Source organism: Mesorhizobium sp. B2-4-7 (genome assembly GCF_006442685.1).
GTDB lineage: Bacteria > Pseudomonadota > Alphaproteobacteria > Rhizobiales > Rhizobiaceae > Mesorhizobium.
On the sequence record NZ_VFVH01000004.1, the window covers coordinates 253,954 to 273,777 of the forward strand.

The 19,824-nt window shown below is 63.6% G+C and carries 17 protein-coding genes; 11 read left to right on the forward strand and 6 right to left on the reverse strand.

The features are described 5' to 3' along the window. Positions 1-135 precede the first annotated feature (135 nt). From FJ946_RS14465 to FJ946_RS14495, 6 genes are all read left to right on the forward strand, one after another. On the forward strand, positions 136-2,430 hold the full coding sequence (locus tag FJ946_RS14465; protein WP_140564905.1) for a bifunctional salicylyl-CoA 5-hydroxylase/oxidoreductase: 2,295 nt from the start codon (positions 136-138) through the stop codon (positions 2,428-2,430). Beyond that, positions 2,427-3,200: an SDR family NAD(P)-dependent oxidoreductase gene (locus tag FJ946_RS14470; RefSeq protein ID WP_140564906.1), complete on the forward strand. Its 774-nt coding sequence runs from the start codon at positions 2,427-2,429 to the stop codon at positions 3,198-3,200. Before FJ946_RS14465 ends, FJ946_RS14470 begins: the two co-directional genes overlap by 4 nt. Beyond that, on the forward strand, positions 3,194-3,664 hold the full coding sequence (locus tag FJ946_RS14475; protein ID WP_140496979.1) for a MarR family transcriptional regulator: 471 nt from the start codon (positions 3,194-3,196) through the stop codon (positions 3,662-3,664). The genes FJ946_RS14470 and FJ946_RS14475 overlap by 7 nt, the downstream gene beginning before the upstream one ends. Then, positions 3,661-4,473 (forward strand): enoyl-CoA hydratase family protein, encoded by an 813-nt coding sequence (locus FJ946_RS14480; RefSeq protein WP_140496981.1) that lies wholly within the window; start codon positions 3,661-3,663, stop codon positions 4,471-4,473. The genes FJ946_RS14475 and FJ946_RS14480 overlap by 4 nt, the downstream gene beginning before the upstream one ends. 231 nt (positions 4,474-4,704) lie before the next feature. Beyond that, a complete protein-coding gene (locus tag FJ946_RS14490; RefSeq protein ID WP_140496983.1) occupies positions 4,705-5,853 on the forward strand; it encodes an acyl-CoA dehydrogenase family protein in 1,149 nt (382 codons plus the stop codon). A 57-nt stretch (positions 5,854-5,910) separates the two neighbouring features. Beyond that, the gene (locus tag FJ946_RS14495; protein ID WP_140496985.1) at positions 5,911-6,306 is read left to right on the forward strand and encodes a RidA family protein; all 396 of its coding nucleotides are present in this window, start codon (positions 5,911-5,913) and stop codon (positions 6,304-6,306) included. Between the two features lie 71 nt (positions 6,307-6,377). On the opposite strand, the gene FJ946_RS14500 is transcribed toward FJ946_RS14495, so the two are convergent. Further along, positions 6,378-7,490, reverse strand: a complete 1,113-nt coding sequence (locus FJ946_RS14500) for an LLM class flavin-dependent oxidoreductase (RefSeq protein ID WP_140564907.1) — start codon at positions 7,488-7,490, stop codon at positions 6,378-6,380. Between the two features lie 125 nt (positions 7,491-7,615). On the opposite strand from FJ946_RS14500, the gene FJ946_RS14505 reads away from it, so the two are divergent. From FJ946_RS14505 to FJ946_RS14520, 4 genes are all read left to right on the forward strand, one after another. After that, on the forward strand, positions 7,616-8,389 hold the full coding sequence (locus FJ946_RS14505; RefSeq protein WP_140496989.1) for an HpcH/HpaI aldolase/citrate lyase family protein: 774 nt from the start codon (positions 7,616-7,618) through the stop codon (positions 8,387-8,389). Positions 8,390-8,828: 439 nt separating this feature from the next. After that, complete coding sequence (locus tag FJ946_RS14510) at positions 8,829-9,626, forward strand: ABC transporter substrate-binding protein (RefSeq protein ID WP_140496991.1); 798 nt, start codon at positions 8,829-8,831, stop codon at positions 9,624-9,626. Positions 9,627-9,784: 158 nt separating this feature from the next. Beyond that, entirely contained in the window at positions 9,785-10,459 is a 675-nt protein-coding gene (locus FJ946_RS14515) for an amino acid ABC transporter permease (protein WP_140556801.1), read from the forward strand. Between the two features lie 47 nt (positions 10,460-10,506). After that, positions 10,507-11,787, forward strand: coding sequence for a cysteine desulfurase-like protein (locus FJ946_RS14520; protein WP_140523731.1), 1,281 nt, complete (start codon positions 10,507-10,509; stop codon positions 11,785-11,787). Between the two features lie 234 nt (positions 11,788-12,021). On the opposite strand, the gene FJ946_RS14525 is transcribed toward FJ946_RS14520, so the two are convergent. The 5 genes from FJ946_RS14525 to FJ946_RS14545 form a co-directional block, all read right to left on the reverse strand. Then, positions 12,022-12,852, reverse strand: a complete 831-nt coding sequence (locus FJ946_RS14525; RefSeq protein ID WP_140556803.1) for a dipeptide ABC transporter ATP-binding protein — start codon at positions 12,850-12,852, stop codon at positions 12,022-12,024. Further along, positions 12,849-13,706: an ABC transporter ATP-binding protein gene (locus tag FJ946_RS14530; RefSeq protein ID WP_140564908.1), complete on the reverse strand. Its 858-nt coding sequence runs from the start codon at positions 13,704-13,706 to the stop codon at positions 12,849-12,851. Before FJ946_RS14530 ends, FJ946_RS14525 begins: the two co-directional genes overlap by 4 nt. A gap of 2 nt (positions 13,707-13,708) precedes the next feature. Beyond that, positions 13,709-14,563, reverse strand: a complete 855-nt coding sequence (locus FJ946_RS14535) for an ABC transporter permease subunit (RefSeq protein ID WP_181165298.1) — start codon at positions 14,561-14,563, stop codon at positions 13,709-13,711. Positions 14,564-14,633: 70 nt separating this feature from the next. Continuing rightward, positions 14,634-15,641, reverse strand: a complete 1,008-nt coding sequence (locus tag FJ946_RS14540) for an ABC transporter permease subunit (RefSeq protein ID WP_140497004.1) — start codon at positions 15,639-15,641, stop codon at positions 14,634-14,636. 48 nt (positions 15,642-15,689) lie between these two features. Further along, entirely contained in the window at positions 15,690-17,282 is a 1,593-nt protein-coding gene (locus FJ946_RS14545; protein WP_140497006.1) for an ABC transporter substrate-binding protein, read from the reverse strand. A 448-nt stretch (positions 17,283-17,730) separates the two neighbouring features. On the opposite strand from FJ946_RS14545, the gene FJ946_RS14550 reads away from it, so the two are divergent. Further along, positions 17,731-19,824, forward strand: coding sequence for a long-chain fatty acid--CoA ligase (locus FJ946_RS14550; RefSeq protein WP_140564909.1), 2,094 nt, complete (start codon positions 17,731-17,733; stop codon positions 19,822-19,824).

The window sequence follows — 19,824 nt, forward strand, 5'->3', positions numbered from 1 at the left end:
ACGGGCCGCGCGCGGCGATGCGCGAGCGCGCGGCCCGCTATTTCGCATAATCGTTTCGATATAAAACTTTAAGCTTGAAATATCTTGGCCCCGGCGCGATACTGAAACCAAGCAAGCGAAGAGGAGATCGCACAGATGAAGGTTGCGGTTCTCGGCGGCGGACCAGCCGGCCTTTACTTCGCCATTTCGATGAAGCTGAGGGACGCCGCGCACGATGTGACGGTTTTCGAGCGTAATCGCGCCGACGACACGTTCGGCTGGGGCGTCGTTCTGTCAGCCGAAACGCTCGAGAATCTGGCCAGGAACGATCCGGTCAGCGCCGTCTGGATCAAGAAGCATTTTGCGTATTGGGACGACATCGCCGTGGTCCATGACGGCGTGCGCACTGTATCCTCAGGCCATGGCTTCTGCGGCATCGGCCGCAAGCGGCTCTTGATCCTGTTGCAACGGCGCGCACGCGAGCTCGGTGTCAGGCTGGTGTTCGAGACCGACATCGCCGATCCCCGGCCCTATATGGAGACGCATGACCTGGTCGTCGCCGCAGACGGGCTGAATTCCAGGGCGCGCAACAGCTTCGTCGACATCTTCAAGCCCGACATCGACACGCGCAAATGCAAGTTCGTGTGGCTCGGCACCCACCAGAAATTCGACGACGCCTTCACCTTCATCTTCGAAAAGACCGAGCATGGCTGGGTGTGGGCGCACGCCTACCAGTTCGACAGCGACACCGCGACCTTCATCGTCGAGTGCAGCGAACAGACCTGGGCCGCCTTCGGCTTCGGCGCCATGACGCAGCAGGAATCCATCGCCGTCTGCGAGCGCATCTTCGAAAAGCATCTTGGCGGCCACAAGCTGATGACCAATGCCAACCACATCAGGGGTTCGGCCTGGATCAATTTCCCGCGCGTGCTGTGCGAGCGCTGGTCGTCTGAGAATCTGGCGCTGATGGGCGACGCGGCGGCTTCAGCGCATTTCTCGATCGGCTCCGGCACCAAGCTGGCGCTGGAAAGCGCGGTTGCGCTGGCCGAGTATGTCGAAACCGAACCGGACCTCGACGCCGCCTTCCGCAAATATGAGGATGCGCGCCGCACCGAGGTGCTGAAGCTGCAGTCGGCGGCACGCAATTCGCTCGAATGGTTCGAGGAAGTCGAGCGCTATCTCGGCCTCGATCCGGTGCAGTTCAACTATTCGCTGCTGACCCGTTCGCAGCGCATCAGCCACGAAAACCTACGGCTGCGCGACGCGGAGTGGCTTGAAAGCGCGGAGGAATGGTTCCAGCGCCAGGCGGGCGCCGGCGCCAACAGGCTGCGCCGCGCGCCAATGTTCGCGCCCTTCAAGCTGCGCGACATGCGGCTCAGCAACCGCGTGGTCGTCTCGCCGATGGCGCAGTACAAGGCCGTCGACGGCTGCCCGACGGACTGGCATTTCACGCACTATGCCGAGCGTGCCAAGGGCGGCGCCGGGCTCATCTATATCGAGATGACCTGCGTCAGCCCCGAAGGGCGGATCACGCCCGGCTGCCCGGGCTTCTATGCGCCCGAACATGAGGCGGCGTGGAAACGGCTGGTCGATTTCGTCCATACCGAGACCGAGGCGAAGATCTGCGCACAGATCGGCCATTCCGGCGCCAAGGGTTCGACCCAGGTTGGGTGGGAAGGCACGGACGTGCCGCTCGCCTCCGGTAACTGGCCAGTCATGGCGGCATCGGCGGTGGCGTGGTCACCTGAGAATCAGGTGCCGAAGGCGATGGACCGCGCCGACATGGACAGAGTGCGCGACGGGTTCGTGGCTTCGGCTGAGATGGCCGACCGCTGCGGCTTCGACATGCTCGAGATCCACGCCGCGCACGGCTATCTCCTGTCGTCCTTCATCACGCCGGTCACCAACCGGCGCACGGATGCGTATGGCGGTTCGCTGGAAAACCGCATGCGATATCCCCTTGAAATCTTTCGCGCCGTACGCGCCGCCTGGCCGGCGCAGAAGCCGATCTCAATGCGCATTTCGGCCAATGACTGGGTCGGCATCGAAGGCGTAACACCCGCCGACGCCGTCGAGATCGCGCGGCTGTTGCATGAGGCCGGCGTCGACATTTGCGACGTCTCGGCAGGACAAACTTCGGTGCTGGCAAAGCCGGTCTATGGCCGCATGTTCCAGACGCCGTTTTCCGACCGCATCCGCAACGAGGTCGGCATGGCGACGATGGCGGTCGGCAACATCTATGAGCCGGACCATGTCAATTCGATCCTGATGGCCGGCCGCGCCGACCTGGTGGCGCTGGCACGGCCGCATCTCGCCGATCCCTACTGGACGCTGCATGCGGCGGTGGCGCTCGGCGACCGTGGCGTGAAATGGCCGGATCCTTATCTGCCGGGGCGCGACCAGATCTACCGACTGGCCGAACGCGACGCCGCAGCGGGGCTGAAAGTATGACGGCCGCCGCGATGATCGCCGGCAGCCATGCCCTTGTCACCGGCGGCGGGTCTGGTGTCGGCCGAGCGATCGCTCTGGCGCTGGCTGGTGCCGGCATCGACGTCACCATATGCGGCCGCCGCGAGGCGGAGCTGGCCAAGGTGGCTGGCGAAAGCAAAGGCGTTTTCGCCATCACTGCCGATGTCACCAATGAGGCGGCGATGGCATCGCTTTACGAGACGGCGGAGGCCGCGCGCGGGCCGTTCGACATCGTCGTCGCCAATGCCGGCATGGCGGGCAGCACGCCGGCGCACAAGACCACGCTGGCCGACTGGCAGCGGACGCTGGACGTCAACCTGACCGGCGCTTTCCTGACGGTGAAGCCGGCGCTCGCCGGCATGGCCGCGCGCAAGGCGGGCCGCATCGTCTTCATCGCGTCTACCGCCGGACTGAAAGGCTACGCCTATGTTGCGCCTTACGTGGCGGCCAAGCATGGCGTCGTCGGCCTGATGCGGGCGCTGGCTGCCGAGACGGCGAAATCCGGCGTGACCGTCAATGCGGTGTGCCCGGGGTTTGTCGAGACGGACATGCTGGACGAGTCCATTGAGCGGATCGTGGAAAAAACCGGCCGCTCGACTGAACAGGCGCGGGCGAGCCTTGCCGCGACCAATCCGCAAGGCCGCTTCATCCGGCCGCAGGAAATTGCCGCTGCCGTGCTGTGGCTCTGCGGCGATGCGGCAGCGTCGATCACCGGACAGGCAATTTCGATCTCAGGAGGCGAAACATGGTAGCCGGCCCCCTGCCCGCGCCGTCGGGACCCGGCAAGGACCGCTTGCGGCTGTGGATCAGGCTGCTGCGCGCCTCGCGCACGATCGAGGCCGAACTGCGCGAGCGCCTGAAGAAGGAGTTCAACACGACGCTGCCGCGCTTCGACGTGATGGCCGCGCTCTATCGCGCGCCCGAAGGCATGCTGATGAGCGATCTGTCGCGTTTCCTGCTGGTGTCCAACGGCAATGTCACGGGCATCGTCGATCGGCTCGTATCCGAGGGGCTGGTCGCCCGCGCCCGGCGCAATGGCGACCGCCGTACCTCGATGGTGCGGCTGACGGATGAAGGCTCCAAATCCTTCGCCGTCATCGCTGCCGCACACGAGGGCTGGGTCGGCGAATTGCTGGGCAAGGTCAGCGAGGACGAGGCACGCCGTCTGACCGGCATGCTGACCTCGTTCCGCAGCAACTGGGAGGGACGCGAATGAGCAAGATGGCCGGCTTCAAGCCGAAGCATTTCCTCTGGCAGGTCGAAGGCCGGATCGCCAAGGTCCGGCTCGACCGGCCGGAGCGCAAGAACCCGCTGACCTTCGACAGCTATGCGGAACTGCGCGATACATTCCGCGACCTCGTCTATGCCGACGATGTCGATGCCGTGGTGTTCCTGTCCAATGGCGGGAATTTCTGCTCCGGCGGCGATGTCCACGATATTATCGGCCCGCTGGTCAAGATGGACATGAAGCAGCTCCTGGCCTTCACCCGCATGACCGGCGACTTCGTCAAGGCGATGCTGAACTGCGGCAAGCCGATCATCGCGGCGGTCGACGGCGTGGCGGTCGGCGCCGGCGCCATCATCGCCATGAGCTCCGACATCCGCATCGCCACGCCGGACGCCAAGACGGCATTCCTGTTCACCCGCGTCGGTCTTGCCGGCTGCGACATGGGAGCCTGCGCTATCCTGCCGCGCATCATCGGCCAGGGCCGCGCCGCCGAACTGCTCTACACCGGCCGCAACATGACGGCTGCCGAAGGCGAGCGCTGGGGGTTCTACAACAGGTTGGTCGATGCCGCATCGCTCGAGGCCGACGCGCTCGACATGGCGGCGCGCATCGTCTCCGGCCCGACCTTCGCCCACGGCATTACCAAGACGCAGTTGAACCAGGAATGGTCGATGGGCCTTGACCAGGCGATCGAGGCGGAAGCTCAGGCGCAAGCGATCTGCATGCAGACGCGCGATTTCGAGCGGGCGTACAAGGCGTTCGTTGCCAAGGAAAAGCCGGTGTTCGAGGGGAATTGAGGATGAGCGGGTTGATGGAGACGTTGGCGGGACAGCGCCCCCCTCTGGCCTGCCGGCCATCTCCCCCTCTAGGGGGGAGATTGGCAGCTTCGGCGGCGGCAGCCATCCTGCGGCGCAGGCGATTCGCGAAAGCCGAGATGAGGATCGATCTCCCCCTTAGAGGGGGAGATGTCCGGCAGGACAGAGGGGGGCGCCGTAGAGCACGGACTCTGGAGAATAGCGGAGGCAGAAATGCCTGACCGCTCCTTCCTCGACTGGCCCTTCTTCGAAGACCGTCATCGCGAACTGGCCGAGCACCTCGAAGCATGGTGCGCGAAGAACCTACCCGTCGATCACCATGACGTCGACGCCGCCTGCCGCGAGCTGGTGCAAAAACTCGGCCGGGACGGCTGGCTGAAACCGACGGCGCTCGACACCGACAATCCGGGACCGCTCGACGTGCGCACCTTGTGCATCACGCGCGAGACGCTGGCGCGGCATGACGGGCTCGCGGATTTCGCCTTCGCCATGCAAGGGCTCGGCACCGGAGCGCTCAGCCTGTTCGGCACGCCGCAGCAGCAGCAATGGCTTTTGAAGACGCGCGCCGGCAAGGTCATTTCCGCCTTTGCGCTGTCGGAGCCGCGCTCGGGATCGGATGTCGCCAATATGGAGATGACAGCGACCCGCGATGGTGACGGCTATGTCCTGTCGGGCGAAAAGACCTGGATCTCCAATGGCGGCATCGCCGATCTCTATGTCGTCTTTGCCCGCACAGGCGAGGCACCCGCCGCCAAGGGGCTATCAGCCTTCATCGTGCCCGGGGACAGCAAGGGCCTCGGCATCGCGGAGCGCCTGGAAGTTATAGCGCCGCATCCGCTGGCACGACTGTCTTTCGATCAGGTCCGCCTGCCCGCCTCGGCGCTGATCGGCAAACCGGGCGACGGCTTTCGCATCGCCATGTCGGTGCTCGACGTGTTCCGCTCGACCGTCGGCGCGGCGGCACTCGGCTTTGCTCGCCGCGCACTCGATGAAAGCATCAAGCGGGTGGCCGAACGCAAGCTGTTCGGCGCGCCGATGGCCGAGCTGCAGATGGTGCAGGGCCATATCGCCGACATGGCGCTCGACGTCGATGCCGCGGCGCTTTTGGTCTACCGCGCCGCCTGGACCAAGGACATGGGCGCGGCGCGGGTGACGCGCGAGGCGGCGATGGCCAAACTGTTCGCCACGGACAAGGCGCAAGAGGTGATCGATAAAGCGGTGCAACTGCATGGCGGCGACGGCGTCCGCAAGGGTCATATCGTCGAAGGCCTGTATCGCGAGATCCGCGCGCTGCGCATCTATGAGGGTGCTTCCGACGTGCAGAAGGTGGTGATCGCGCGACAGGTGATGGGGGCGGCCTGACTCCGGTCACGTCAAGGTTTGGACGGTTTCGAACGCGGATATTGCGGAGAGTTTGAAATGCACGAGATTCTGCAGCCGGATGGCTGGGCCAAGCCGGTCGGTTACTCCAATGGCGTAGCGGCTCGCGGGCGGCTTGTCTTCGTCGGCGGACAGGTCGGCTGGAATGGGCAGTGCCAGTTCGAGACCGACGATTTCGTCGGCCAGGTGCGGCAGACGCTTCAAAATATCGTCGCGGTGCTGGCGGAGGCCGGAGCTGAGCCGCGGCACATCACGTCAATGACGTGGTATTTCACCGATAAGAGCGAATATCTGGCCAATCTCAGGGGTATAGGCGAGGCCTATCGCAAGGTGATCGGCCGGCATTTCCCGGCGATGGCCGCGATGCAGGTGATGGCACTGGTCGAGGACCGAGCCAAGGTGGAGATCCAGGCCACCGCGGTTATTCCGGAATAATCGGCCGTCGCTTCGTCATCCTGGGTGCAGCAAGGAGCGTAGCGATACGGCGCAGACCCCAGGATGAGAAATCAGGAAGGCATCGGCCAGACTATTTTCCGAAGGCCGGCCCGCTCCAGCAGCGGCAGCACGTGATCGCAGAAATAGGGGAGTTCCTGCGTGTAGTTGACGAAGGACAGCGCAATGCCCTGGTAGCCATGCCCGGCAATGGCGACCATATCGGCGGCGATCGTTTCGGGCGTTCCGACCAAGGGATAGGTGCCGGCGCCGCCGGCGAAACGCTGGCGGTAGCGGTCATAGGCATACGGATCGTGCGACCGCGAGAACTCCTTCTTGCCGGCCATATGGGCATCGACCGCCTCACGGTCGGCCAGATCGACGGCATAGCGCGTGTAATAGGCCTGCGCCTCCTCCATCGTCGGCCGGCAGACGACATGCGCCACGGTGTAGACGCCGACCTCGCGGCCAGCCTTGTCGGCCCGCTCGCTGATATCGGCGACATGTTTGCCGGCATCGGCCATCTCGGAAAAGGTGGTGAACAGATAGTCACATCTGGCGGCAGCGAAATCGCGGCCCGGACCGCCGAAAGCCGCGTTCATCGTCACCGGTCGCGGAACTTGCAGGCTGGCCGGCCGGCTCACGGCTTCCTTGAGACGATAATAAGTGCCCTCATAGTCGAGAGGTTCAGCCGACGCATACAGCCTTTCCAGAATTTCGATCCATTCGGCGGCCTGATCATACCCCTTCTCGACCAGCGGCGTGCCGAACATGCCGAATTCCTTCGGGTTCCAGCCGCAGACGATGTTGAGGCCGGCGCGGCCCTGGCTGATATGGTCGACCGTCGCCAGCGCCTTGGCGGCGTAGAGCGGATGCACGAGCGGCACATGCACGGTCATGAACAGCCCGATCTGCTCGGTGGCCACACTGAGCGCCGCCGCCCAGGTGAAGGTCTCGAACGACCATTCGCGCACCCTGTTGCGGCCACCAAAGCCGCGCCAGCGCGCGATCGGCAGCAGGAATTCCAGCCCCGCCCGGTCGGCGATCTGCGCCGCCGTCAGATTGTCGTGCCAGCTTGCCGTCCAGCGTTCAGGCACATCCGATATGGCAAGGCCGCCGTCGGCATTGGTGGAGAAGACGCCGAGCTTCAGTCTGTTTGGGCCGTGCAGGGGGTGCGCTTTGATCATGTCCGGAACTCGCGGCGGGAGATCGACACGCTAGGCCCGCGCGAAAATATTTCAAGCCTGAAATAGCTTCGCCTCGCGGCTGTTTGCGGATATGAATTCCGGCACGACAACAAAGGGATGGAGCGATGAGCGGGTTTCGCCACAAATGCATCGGCAGGGAAAGCCTCGTCGGTTCCTTTGCCGCCATTCCGCATCCCGTTGCGGTCGAGGTGATGGCCCAGTCCGGTCTCGATTTCCTCTGCATCGATTGGGAACATGCCCAGATTTCGCGCGACATGATCGAGGCGATGGTGCGCGCGGCCGACATCCATCGCGTGCCGGCCATTGTGCGCGTGCCCGGCCATGCACCGGAAGCGATCGCCGCGGCATTGGACAGCGGCGCGCAAGGCGTGCTCGTCCCGCGCGTCTCGACCGCCGCCCAGGCGCAGGCGGCGGTGAAGGCCTCGCGTTATCCGCCGACCGGCGAGCGCGGCGTCGGGCCCGGACGGGCCGCCGGCTATGGCTACCGCATCTCCGAATATCTCGCTCAAGCCAATGACAGCATCGTCGTGGCGGTTCAGGTCGAGACATCGGAAGGGCTGGCCAATATCGAGGCGATCACCGCCGTCGAGGGCGTCGACGTGATCTTCGTCGGGCCCGGCGATCTCTCCGTATCGATCGATGCGATCGGCCCCAAAGGCGCCGACAAACTCGCGCAAGCGATCCACAGGATCATCGATGCGACAATCGCGCATGGCAGGACATCCGGGATCTTCTGCGCGAAGCCGCAAGATGTCGCCCGATGGGCAGCACTCGGCGCCAGTTTCTTCATCCTGGCCAGCGACACGATGCTTCTGGGGGCTGGCGCTGCTGCCGGCAAAGCCGGCGCGGATGCCGAACTGGGCAGGAGCGGCCGCTAGCGCTATCGAAAGGTATGCCAGGCGCCGCCGCTGCCAACTTTTTAAGCTTAAAACTTTTGCCTTGAAAACTGCCGCGGTTTGGATAAGCATTCCTCGATCGATGGCGACTGCCGTTCCGGACGGGCTTGCCGGACATCCATCGTGGTGCATCGGGTGGGATCAAAGGGTTTCAGTCCTTGTCGTTCATGCTGCCCCCAGTCATCCTCCAGCACGCGCCATGCGTGCGAGGGCGTGCGCGCGCCAGATCCGCGATCCGCATACCGAGAGCATCGCCAACCTTGCCTTCCCGCCGATGTGCGTCTGCCGCGACCGGACAGCGCCCGACCGTATGGCAGCGAGCATGAATTGACGCCCCGCTGGGAGGTGGGGCGGCAAGAAACCGTGCGGGCATCAGCCCGCCCGATCAACAACCAGAGGGAACACCCCAGAGGGACCAACAATGAGCCTGACCCGTCGCAATCTCATCCTTCTCGCGGCCGCCATCGGCATCGCCGCCGGACCGGCAACCGCCTATGCCGCCGATGTGCTCAATGTCGGCGCCTACCCGACCAACCCGCCCTTCGAGTACAAGAACGAGAGCGGCACTTTCGAGGGCTTTGAAGTCGACATCGTCAACGAAGCGGCAAAGCGCGTCGGCATGACCACCGACATCGCCGATCTCGGCTTCCAGGCGCTGTTCGCCGCCACCACCTCGAAGCGCATCGATGTCGCCATCTCGTCGATCACCATCACGCCGGAGCGGCTGAAGTCGCAGTCGTTCACGCAGCCTTACTATGATTCCGACATGGGCATCGCCACCAAGACCGACAGCCCGATCAAGGCCGAGGCCGACCTCAAGGGCAAGATCGTCGGCGTGCTGTCCGGCTCGACCGGCGAGACCTGGGTCAAGGCGCATCAGGAGGCCGATGGCCTCAGCGACGTAAAGGGCTATGACACACAGCAGAACCTTTTGCTCGACCTCAGCGCCGGGCGCATCGACGCGGCTGTCAGCGACATTCCGGGCATGCAGTACTCCTTCACCAAGATGAAGGATCTCACCGTCAAGGAACGCATCAAGACCGGCGAACAGTACGGGCTGATGATGACCAAGGACCACCCGCTGCTCGGCAAGCTCAACGACGCGCTGACGGCAATGAAGAAGGACGGCACGCTGGCCGCGATCCACAAGAAGTGGTTCGGCAGCGACGCGCCCGCCGATTCCTCGACCGCCAAGGAAATGCCGGTGCCGAAGGCCTGAGCGGCGGCCGCCAAGGAGAACGTGCCGGCTCGAAAGGCCGGCACGTTCCGTTTGATACATAGTCTCCCGGAACCAGCGCGGCGCGGCAAAACCGCTTTCGCTGTTCCGGACCTCTGCTCCGGCGTCAAGGGACGCCAAACGGTTCGGGAAAGCCTCCCATGTCGCTGCTCGATACCTTCTTCAACGCCGACGTCATCGCGTCCAGTCTGCCGGCGCTGCTGCGCGGCTTTCTCAACACGCTGCTGCTCGGCCTGCTCAGCATCGGCATCGGCATCCCCATCGGCCTGGTGATCAGCCTGTTGCGGCTTTATGCGCCGAAGCCGCTCCGGTGGCTGGCGGTCGGCTACACCGATATCTTCCGCGCGCTGCCGGTGCTGGTCGTGCTGATCCTGATCTATTATGCGCTGCCCTTCCTCGGCATCCGCCTATCGTCCTGGGCTTCCGCCGTAACGGCCTTCGCCATCATCATGTCGGCCTATTCGGCGGAAGTGTTCCGCTCCGGCATCGAAAGCATTCCGCGCGGCCAGTTCGAGGCGTCGCAGGCGCTCGGCCTGCCGTTCCTTTTGACCTTGCGCAAGGTGGTGCTGCCGCAGGCGGTGCGCGTCGTCATCCCGCCGATGACCAGCAACTGCGTCTCGATGTTCAAGGACACCTCGCTCGCCTCCACCGTGGCGCTGCCGGAACTCCTGAAGGAAGCGACCAATGCACAGTCGCTCTATGCCAATCCCTCGCCGCTGATCGGCGCAGCCCTGGTCTATCTCATCTTCCTGTGGCCGATGGTTCGCCTCGTCAGCCTGCTTGAAGGCCGTTTCAAAACCGAGAAGACGCGCTGACCGCGCCTTCAACTTCCCCTCTACCGAGCACTTCGCAGGAGACGACCATGAACAAGCATCAAGCCGCCAATGCGACCGGCACTTCCGGCGCATTCCCTGTTGAAAGAATCCGGGCGATGTTTCCGGCCTTGCAGCGGGCAGGCGACTTCATCTTCCTGGACAACGCCGCCGGCGCGCAGATTCCGCAGAGCGTGCTCGATGCGGTGACCAACCATCTGGTATCGCACAATGTGCAGCGCGGCGGCCGCTATGGCCGCAGCGTCACCGTTGACCAATCGGTCGCCGATGCGCGGACAAGCGTGGCACTGCTGATCAATGCCTACAGCCCATCCGAGATCTGCTTCGGCATGAACGCCACCTCGTTCATCCGCCTAGTCAGCCTCGGCATCGGCCAGATGCTTGGAGAGCGCGACGAGATCGTCGTCACCGACATGGACCATGACGCCAACATCGCGACATGGCTGGCACTCGAATCCGCCGGCGCCAAGTTCAAGTGGTGGCGCATGCGCGAGGACGGCAACCTGCATATCGACGATCTGCGCCCGCTTGTTTCCGATCGTACCCGGCTTGTCGCCTGCACGGTGACGGCGCATTCCATCGGCTCGATCGTCGACGTCGCTTCGGTGGCAGGGATCGCGCACGCCGCCGGCGCCGAAGTGTTCCTCGACTGCGTGCATTACGGGCCGCATGGGCTGATCGACGTCCAGGCATGGGATTGCGACTATCTCGTCTGTTCCGGCTACAAGAATTTCTCGCCGCATATGGGTTTCCTGTGGGGCCGCTTCGAAACGCTGAAGCGACTGCCGACCTTCCGCGAGGACTTCATCCCCGACGAGCCGCCCTACAAGGTCGAGGCCGGCACCTTCATTTACGAGAACGTGTCGGGCATGGATGCGGCCGTGCAGTATCTCGAGCTCATCGGCCGCAATCTTGCTCCGTCCAACAACCGCTCGCGGCGCGAAAACATCGTCGCCGGCATGGGCGCCATCCGCGACTACGAGCTGGTGCTGGCGCGCGAGATGCTGGCTGTGCTGAAGAGCTGCGGGGCAACAATCTACGGCGTTTCCGAGGAGGCCCGGATCAACGAACGCGTGCCGACCTTCTGTTTCAACATCGGCAAATTGTCGCCGCAGCGGATCGTCGAGGAAATGGCCGAGATGCAGATCGGCATTCGCGACGGCCACATGTACGCCCCGCGCCTGATGAAGCGCCTCAACCTGTCGATGGACAGCGGCGCCATCCGCGCCTCGCTGGTGCACTACAATACGGTCGAGGAAGTCAGGCGTTTCGGTGAAGCGCTGCGGGCTGTCATCGCGAAGCTGTCGTAGCGCTCGACCCTTTTCGCGAGAGAAACCGGAGGCGTGACTGCCTCCGTTTCGTCATCCACGGGCGGAGCAAGGAGCGGAGCGACGCGGCGCAGACCCGAGGATTCATGCCGTGATATGCGAGCGTTACCACGGTGCACAACCTGCTCCGCAGCGCTTTTCGGCTGAGATAACGGCATGGATCCTAGGATCTCCGCACCGCGTTGCGGCGCTCCGCCCTAGGATGACGAATTGGAGTCACGCCGCCTTCTTCTTCGCCAACCTCGCCTTGATGCTGGCCACATCGGCGCGCGGCGTCGCTGCGAACAGCGTCCTGGTGTAGCTGTGCTTGGGGTCTGAAAAGACCTCGTCGCGCGAGCCGTATTCGACCGCCTCGCCGAAATACATCACCATCACGTCGTCGGCGATGTAGCGCACCACGGAGAGATCGTGGCTGATGAAGACATAGGTCAACTGGAATTCGTCCTGCAGGTCGGCGAGCAGGTTGAGCACCTGTGCCTGCACCGAAAGATCGAGCGCCGAGACCGGCTCGTCCAGCACCAGAAGGCTCGGGTTCAGCATCAATGCGCGGGCAATGGCGATGCGCTGGCGCTGGCCGCCCGAGAACATGTGCGGATAGCGGTTGTAGTGCTCGTGACCGAGGCCGACCTTCTTCAGCATCTTCATGGCGAGGTCGCGCCGCTCGGCGGCCGTCTTGTCGGTGTTGATCAGCAGCGGCTCGCCCAGCACGTCGCCGATCTTCTGGCGCGGGTTGAGCGATCCGTAGGGGTTCTGGAAGACGATCTGCACCTTGCGGCGCATCTCCTTGGTCAATCCGCCCCTGGCGATGTCGACCTTGTTGCCGTCGATGAACAGTTCGCCCGATGTCGCCGGATCGATGAGCGTGATGATGCGGGCGAGCGTGGACTTGCCGCAGCCGCTTTCGCCGACGATGGCGAGCGTCTTGCCCTTGTCCACGGTGAACGAGACGCCCTTGACCGCGTGCACCGTGCGCGGCCCGCTGAACAGGCCGCCGCCGATATGGTAGTCGCGAACGATGTTCTTGCCTTCGAGGACGGTGGTGCTCATGCGGAGGCTCCCGCGGCCGAGGGCGCCGGCTCGAACAGCATGTCGGAAACGGTCGGCAGCCGGTCGCCGACCGCGTTCTCCGGCAGCGCCGACAGCAGCGCGCGCGTGTAGTTGCTTTTCGGGCTCTCGAACAGCGACAGCACGTCGGCCTCTTCCATCTTGCGGCCCTTGTACTGAACGATGACGCGGTCGGCTGTCTCGGCCACCACGCCCATATTGTGGGTGATCATGATCAGGCCCATGCCGTATTTGGCCTGCAGCGAAACCAGGAGATCAAGGATCTGCTTCTGGATGGTGACATCGAGCGCGGTGGTCGGCTCGTCCGCGATCAAGAGCTTCGGATTGCAGGCGATGGCGATGGCGATCATGACGCGCTGGCACTGGCCGCCCGACATCTGGTGCGGAAACGAGCTCAGCCGTTCTTCCGGATCGGCAATGCCGACGAGCTTAATCAATTCGATGGCGCGCGCGCGGCGCTGGGCGCGGTCCATGCCCATATGGAAGCGCAGCACCTCCTCGATCTGGAAGCCGACGGTGAAGCACGGGTTGAGGCTGGCGATCGGCTCCTGGAAGATCATGGAGATATCCTTGCCGACGATCTTGCGCCGCTCGGACGGGCTGAGCTTCAGCAGATCGACGCCGTCGAAGGCCATGCGGTCGGCCTTGACGGTCGCGGTGTTGGGCAGCAGCCCCATCACCGCCAGCATCGCCACCGATTTGCCGGAACCGGATTCGCCGACGATCGCCAGCACTTCGCGCGGCTCGATCGACAGGTCGATGCCCTGCACGGCCATGAACGGACCGGCGGCGGTGTCGAAGGAAACGGTGAGATTCTTGATCTCGAGCAGGGACATGCTCACGACCTCTTCAGCTTGGGGTCGAGCGCGTCGCGCAGGCCGTCGCCGATCAGGTTGATGGCAAAGACGGTGATCAGGATGGCAAGGCCCGGGAAGGTCACCACCCACCAGGCGCGCAGGATGAACTCGCGTGCTTCGGCCAGCATCGTGCCCCATTCCGGGGTCGGCGGCTGCGCGCCCATGCCGAGGAAGCCCAGCGCCGCGGCCTCGAGGATGGCGTTGGAGAAGGACAGCGTCGCCTGCACGATCAGCGGCGCGATGCAGTTGGGCAGGATGGTGACCAGCATCAGCCTGAAATGGCTGGCGCCCGCGACCTTGGCCGAGATGACATATTCGCGGTTCTTCTCCGCCATCACGGCGGCGCGGGTGAGCCGGGCGAAGTGCGGCTGCAGCACGAAGGCAATGGCGATCATGGCGTTGACCAGCCCAGGTCCGAGAACGGCGACCAGCACCAGCGCCAGCAGCAGCGACGGGAAGGCCAGGATGATGTCCATGATGCGCATGATGAGCGTATCCACCCAGCCGCGGCAGTAGCCGGCGAGCAGGCCGAGGATGACGCCGGAGATCAGCGCCGTGGTGACGACGACGAAGCCGATGGCGAGCGAGAAGCGCGAGCCGTAGATCAGGCGCGAGAGAATGTCGCGGCCGACGGCGTCGGTACCGAGCAGGAACTGGGCGTTGCCGCCCGCCTGCCAGGCCGGCGGCGTCAGGAAGAAGTCGCGGAACTGGTCGTCCGGCGAATGCGGGGCGAGCAGCGGCGCGAAGACGGCGATCAGGATCAGCAGCGCGAAGACGAAGAGGCCGATCACCGCGCCCTTGTTGATCGAGAAATAGTGCCAGAACTCGGCGAACATCTGCAGCCGGGCGTCCTGCGGCCTGACGACGGTCGCGGCTTCGATTGTGGCAGGGCCTTCGTTGGTCATGTCAATTCGCCCGGATACGCGGGTTGATGACGGCATAGAGCACGTCGACGATGAGGTTCACCGACATGACGATGAGCGCGATCAAAAGCAACCCGCCTTGCACGGTGAAATAGTCGCGCTTGGAAATAGCGTCGATCATCCATTTGCCGATGCCTGGCCACGAAAAAATGCTCTCGGTCAGGATGGCGCCGGTCAGGAGCGTGCCGACCTGCAGGCCAATGGTGGTGACGACCGGGATCAGCGCATTGCGGAAAGCGTGCAGCCCGATGACGCGGCGAGGCGCCAGGCCCTTGGCGCGCGCGGTGCGCACATAGTCCTCGCCGAGGACCTCGAGCATGGCCGACCGCGTCTGCCTGGCGATGACGGCAAGCGGAATGGTGCCGAGCACGATGGTGGGCAGGACGAGGTGCGACAGGGCCGAGCGGAATGCACCCTTCTGTCCGGAGATCAGGGAATCGATGGTCATGAAGCCGGTTACCGGCTTGAAGAAATAGAGAAGGTCGATGCGGCCGGAAACCGGCGTCCAGTGCAGCATGCCGGAGAACACGATGATCAGCAGCAGCCCCCACCAGAAGATCGGCATGGAATAGCCTGCCAGCGCCGTTCCCATGGTCAGTTGGTCGAACCAGGAGCCGCGGCGGATCGCGGCGAAGATGCCGAAGGCGACGCCGATGACGATAGCGAAGATCATGGCGAAGATGGCAAGTTCGACCGTCGCCGGGAACCGCACCAGGAAATCCTTGAGCACCGGCGTCTTGGTGGAAAACGAGGTGCCGAAATCACCGCTGAGGATATTGGCCAGATAGGTCAGGTACTGTCGCCAGATCGGCAGGTCGAAGCCGAACTGGTGCATCAGCGCAGCGTGACGTTCGGGCGACAGGCCGCGTTCGCCCGCGAGCACCAGCACCGGATCACCGGGCAGGATGCGCACGAAGCCGAAGGCGAGGATGGTTATCCCGATGAAGGTCGGGACGATGAGGGCGAGCTTGCCGAGGATATAACGCAGCATGGCGGGCGAGGTGGGACGGCGCTGTGGCGCCGCCCCGTTTCGCGAACCTTATTCGGCGATATCGACGCCGTCGAAGCGATGGATGCCGAGCGGATCCATCGCAAAGCCGGAGACGGTCTTCTGCATCGGCATGAACACCTTGGAGTGTGCGAGCGTCGCCCACGGTGCCTGTTCCTTGAAGATGACCTGCGCCTGTTCGTAGAGCTTGGTGCGCTCGGCCTGGTCGGAAACCGTCTTGGCCTTGTTGATGAGCGCATCGAAGTCCTTGTTGCACCATTCCGCGCGGTTGTTCGAACCGACGGAAGCGCAGCTCAAGAGCACACCGAGGAAGTTGTCCGGATCGCCATTGTCACCGGTCCAGCCGACGATGACGGCGCCGTCGTGATCGACCGCCGAAGCGCGCTTGAGGTATTCACCCCAATCGTAGCTGACGATGTTGACTGTGACGCCGACCTTGGCGAAGTCGGCCTGGATCAGCTCGGCGGTGCGGCGCGCGTTCGGCATGTAGGGGCGCGACACAGGCATGGCCCAGACATTCATCTTGAGGTCCTTGACGCCGGCCTCTTCGAGCATCTTCTTGGCCGCATCCGGATCGTACGGATCGTCCTTCACGTCCTTGTTGTAGGACCACATGGTCGGCGGGATCGGGTTGACGGCCACCTGGCCGGCGCCCTGGAAGACCGCGTCGATGATAGCCTTCTTGTTGATGGCCATGTTGAGCGCCTTGCGCACGCGCACGTCGTCGAACGGCTTCTGCTGGGTGTTGTACATCAGCGCACCGACATTGAGGCCTTCCTGCTCGTCGACCTTCAGGTTCGGATCGGCCTGCAGGCCGGCGATGTCGGCCGGCGCCGGGTAGGACATGATGTTGCATTCGCCGGCCTTCAGCTTCTGCGCACGGACCGCCGGATCGGTGGTGATGGCGAAGACAAGGTCGTCGATCTTCTGCTTGCCGCCCCAATAGTCGGGGTTGGCCTTGTAGCGGATGGCAGCGTCGGTCTGGTAATCGACGAAGATGAACGGGCCGGTGCCAATCGGCTTCTGGTTGAACAGTTCAGGCGTCTTGTCCGCCTGCAGCTTGTCGGCATATTCCTTGGAAACGATTGAGGCGAAGTCCATGCCCAGCGTCGGGATCAAAGTGATCGCCGGCTCCTTGAGGGTGAACTTCACCGTCAGGTCGTCGACCTTCTCGACCTTGGTGATGTTGTCGCCGAACTGGTCATTGTAATACTGGTAGGCAATGCCCGGTATGTACTGGAACCAGGGGCCGTTCTTGTCGACCTGACGCTGGAACGAGAACACCACGTCGTCGGCGTTGAAGTCGCGCGTCGGGGTGAAATAGTCGGTAGCGGCGAACTTCACGCCCTTGCGAAGCTTGAACGTGTATTCCTTGCCATCGTCGGAAATGGACCAGCTTTCGGCCAGGCCCGGCGAGACCGTCGTCTTGCCATGGTCGAATTCGACGAGGCGGTTGAAGACCGTACGCGAAGACGCATCGAACGTCTGTCCCGCGGTGTAGGGCGCCGGGTCAAAGCCTTCCGGCGAAGCTTCGGCGCAGTAGACCAAGGTTTTTGCGTTGGCCACGCCGCCCAGGACGCTTGCAGCCAGCAACGCGGCTGCAAAAGTCAGTTTCTTCCTCATTGAGCACTCCCTGATGTTTTTCCAAGCCCCTCTATCAGGCTCGCGAAGCGCGCATATAAGCACCGTTTCTCCGGCTTTGGAACACCCAGTTTGCCTACCCCATGGTAAGCGGGAAAAAAATCCTCCCTCCCGCGAAAAAATGGAAAAATTCAGTATTTTTTTCTATTCACAACATTATTAACGACCGCATTTTTTTATTGATCACCAATCTCACGAGATCGACGTCGCACCCGCTTTCATATGACCGGGGACGCCGGACGATGCAGGGCCGCTGCGCCCATGGCGAGAAAGATTTTCGGCGGCAAATCTTTCGACGGCTTGCCGCTTGGGCAAGGCTTGCACGCCCGCCGATAGAGGCCATACATAGACAAGGCACCAGCGGCAGCGGGGGACGCCTCTGTTGTCAGGAGGCGAGCGCGGCAGGGACGAACAAAACAGGGAGGGACGGTTGGCAAAAGCATCGAACAGGACGGCTCCGCCGAAGACGGCCAAGGCGACCCTGAAGCCGGCCGCGGGCGCCGACAAGCAGCCAACGCCCCCTGCCAAGAACACAAAGGGCGCAAAGGCAAGGGCCGCAGGGAAACCTTCCGCCGGCAAGGCGGACGCTGTTGTCAAACCGGCCGCGAAGCCGGCGGCCAAAGCCGTCCCCGCAAAGACGTCGGCGAAGGCCGGAACTGCTAAAACCGGGACGACAAAGACCAGTTCGACCAAGGCCGGGACGACGAAGACTGGCGCGAGCAAGACCGGGGCGACCCGGACTAGCAAGACTGGGGCCGCACAAGCCGCATCCGTGGCCAAGCCGGCACCGGCGGCCTCGAGACCGGCGGCCGCCAAGCGATTGCCGAAAGCGCTCACCGCCCTTGCCGCAGGCTTGCCGGAAAAGCCCTGGCTGGAAAGCTACCCGAAGAACATGCCGGCCGAGATCGGCGCCCTGCCCTACAGCTCCATCGGCGATTTCCTCGTTGCCGCCTGCAAGCAATTTGCCGGCCAGCCGGCCTTCACCTGCATGGGCAAGTCGATCACCTATGCGGAACTCGAACGGCTTTCGGCGGCGTTCGGCGCCTACCTGCAATCGACCGGGTTGCCCAAAGGCGCACGCGTCGCCCTGATGATGCCGAACGTGCTGCAATATCCGGTGGCGATGATGGCGGTGGCGCGCGCCGGCTACACGGTGGTCAACGTCAACCCTCTCTACACGCCGCGCGAGCTGGAACACCAGCTCAAGGATTCCGGGGCACAAGCGATCATCATCCTGGAGAACTTCGCCAGCACCTTGCAAGCGGTGATCGCCAGGACGTCGGTCAAGCACGTCGTCGTCGCGGCCATGGGCGACATGCTCGGCGGGCTCAAGGGAAGCATCGTCAATCTGGTGGTGCGCCGCGTCAAGAAGATGGTGCCGGCCTGGTCATTGCCCGGCCATGTCAAGTTCAACGCGGCGCTGAAGGTGGGCAGCGGCATGGGTTTCAAGCCGGCCAAGGTGGCGGCCGACGATATCGCGTTCCTGCAATATACCGGCGGCACCACGGGAATCTCGAAGGGTGCTATCCTGCTGCACAGCAACGTGCTGGCCAATGTCGCGCAGAATTCGCTGTGGCTGCAGGACGCTTACACGGTCAAGCCAAAACCCGCCCATCTCAACCTCATCTGCGCACTGCCGCTCTATCATATCTTCGCGCTGACCGTGAATGCGCTGATGGGCATGCAAATGGGTGGACAGAACATACTGATCCCCAACCCGCGCGACATCCCCGGCTTCGTCAAGGAAATGGGCAAGTATCCGATCCATATCTTTCCAGGCCTCAACACGCTGTTCAACGCGCTGCTCAACAATGAGGATTTCCGCAAGCTCGACTTCAAGCCGCTGCTCCTGACGCTGGGCGGCGGCATGGCGGTGCAGAAGGGCGTCGCCGAGCGCTGGAAGGCGCTGACGGGCTGCCCGGTCAGTGAAGGCTACGGCCTGTCGGAGACGTCGCCCGTGGCAACGGCCAACAAGTTCAGCTCCGGCGAATTCACCGGCACGATCGGCCTGCCGCTGCCGTCTACCGAGATCGCCATCCGCGACGAGGAGGACAACAATTTGCCGCTCGGCGAGGTCGGCGAAATCTGCATCAAGGGGCCGCAGGTGATGGCGGGCTACTGGAACCGGCCTGACGAGACCGCCAAGGTGATGACCAAGGACGGCTTCTTCAAGTCGGGCGACATGGGCTTCATGGACGAGCGCGGCTACACCAAGATCGTCGACCGCAAGAAGGACATGATCCTCGTTTCCGGCTTCAACGTCTATCCGACCGAGCTCGAGGAAGTCGTGGCGCTGCATCCCGGCGTGCTCGAAGTGGCGGCAATCGGCGTGCCGGACGAGCATTCGGGCGAAGTGCCGAAACTGTTCATCGTCAAGAAGGACCAGGCGCTGACCGCCGAGGCCATCACCGCCTATTGCCGTGAGAACCTGACCGGCTACAAGCGGCCCAGATACATCGAATTCAGGACAGAACTGCCGAAGACGCCGGTCGGAAAGATCCTGCGGCGCGCATTGCGCGAATAG